This window comes from Clostridium sp. DSM 17811, assembly GCF_018861905.1.
Lineage (GTDB): Bacteria > Bacillota > Clostridia > Clostridiales > Clostridiaceae > Clostridium_AD > Clostridium_AD frigoriphilum.
Genome location: NZ_JAHLDU010000079.1, coordinates 1 through 1277, shown reverse-complemented (window position 1 = coordinate 1277; position 1277 = coordinate 1). Strand labels below are relative to the sequence as shown.

1 protein-coding gene and 1 rRNA gene are annotated in these 1277 nt (G+C 30.4%); one reads left to right on the top strand and one right to left on the bottom strand.

Translation table 11 applies throughout. From position 1 onward, the window contains the following. The first annotated feature begins 33 nt into the window (after positions 1-33). Positions 34-150, top strand: a 5S ribosomal RNA gene (gene rrf, locus KPL44_RS25020). A gap of 61 nt (positions 151-211) precedes the next feature. Here rrf and KPL44_RS25015 read toward each other — a convergent pair. Further along, on the bottom strand, positions 212-949 hold the full coding sequence (locus KPL44_RS25015; protein ID WP_216256106.1) for an NAD-dependent protein deacylase: 738 nt from the start codon (positions 947-949) through the stop codon (positions 212-214). Positions 950-1277: the final 328 nt, after the last annotated feature.

Here is a 1277-nt window from a genome sequence, read left to right as displayed (position 1 = left end):
CTGTGCAATTTTCAGAGAATATTTATATTCTCATCTGGTGATTATGGCCTGAAGGTAACACCCGTTCCCATACCGAACACGAAGGTTAAGCTTCAATGCGCCGATGGTACTCCAGGGGTGACCTTGTGGAAGAGTAGGTTGTCGCCAGGTTACAAAAAAACACTAAGTATAACTTAGTGTTTTTTTTACGTTAAAATATAAATTACTCCTTTTAAATAAAGGAGGCACAAACAGTACTCAAAACTTTTCCTATATTGTCGTTAATTACTAAATTGGCTTGATTGTCATACTGGGTTGGAGATTTGTTGATGAGAATTAAGTTATTTCCATTGAAATATTTAATTAGGTTTGCTGCTGGATATACTACAAGAGAGGTACCACCTACAATTAATGTATCAGCGATACTTATTGCCTTAATGGAACTTTCTAAGATATCCATATCTAACCCTTCTTCATAAAGAACTACATCGGGTTTGACAATACCACCACAACTATCACATATTGGAACTATGGATTTGCTAGCTAATATATAATTTAAACTAAAAGATTTGTTGCATTTCATACAAGAATTTCTATGTATAGATCCATGAAGCTCATAAACATTTTTTGAACCTGCCATCTGGTGTAATCCATCAATATTTTGAGTGATTATAGCTTTTAATTTATTTTTTTTTTCAAGCTTTGATAATGTAATATGGGCAGCATTCGGTACTGCATCAGTAAAAATCATATTAGTTTTATAAAACTTAAAAAAGTCTTCGGTATGATTTATAAAAAAAGAATGACTCAAAATAACTTCAGGAGAAAATTTTAAGTCGTTTTTTACATTATATAGACCTTTTGCGGAACGAAAATCAGGAATGGAACTTTCTGTTGATACACCTGCACCTCCGAAAAAAACTATATTAGTACTGTTTTTTACAATTGTTTCTAATGATTTGTAACACATAACATCAACCCCTTATATATATTATAACAGTTAAGTGATTAGTAGTTGTTAAATTAAATATAATAGTATGGTTCAATATTAATTAATATAGGACAAGAAACTATATACTTATCCTAGTGTATCAACATGAGGTATTGGAGGATTAATAGTGAATAGTGGAGAAAAATGAGAATAATTTAGATATATGAACTATAACGTTAATATACAATAATTCTGTTATGATAGAATACTCCTTGTCGTCACATACGAGTGGCACATTGGTCTTTGAAAATTAAACAGAGAAATAGGTAAAGAAATGAAATAATATTTTATTTTAACCAGTCAATTA